Annotated in this window: 1 protein-coding gene; it reads left to right on the plus strand. The window is 66.5% G+C overall.

All coding sequences use genetic code 11. From position 1 onward, the window contains the following. A partial coding sequence (locus AC0L3U_RS38865; RefSeq protein ID WP_473365037.1) for an acyl-CoA dehydrogenase family protein occupies positions 1 to 331 on the plus strand: 331 nt, incomplete at both ends.

Here is a 331-nt window from a genome sequence, read left to right on the forward strand (position 1 = left end):
AACCCCAGACCGGCTCGGATGCCGGTGCCGCCAGTACTGAACTCACGCACAACGAGAAGGGCTGGCGCCTCAACGGCACCAAAACGCTGATCGGCGGTGCGCTGCGGGCCAGCGCAGGCCTGGTGTTCGCGCGCTATCGAGAAAGCCAGCGGCTGGTGATGGTGTTCCCTGACCAAGCCGTACCAAGCTTGCGACGTGAGTCGCTGGACACCCTGGGCCTGGCCGGTGCGGGCTTGACGCGCCTGACGTTCACCGACCACCGCGTCGCGCAGGAAGATATTCTGGGGCACGAGCGCCGCGAGCTTTTGCAGGGGCTCAACGCCCTGAGCCT

The sequence above is a fragment of the Bradyrhizobium sp. Kon69 genome, assembly GCF_055807515.1.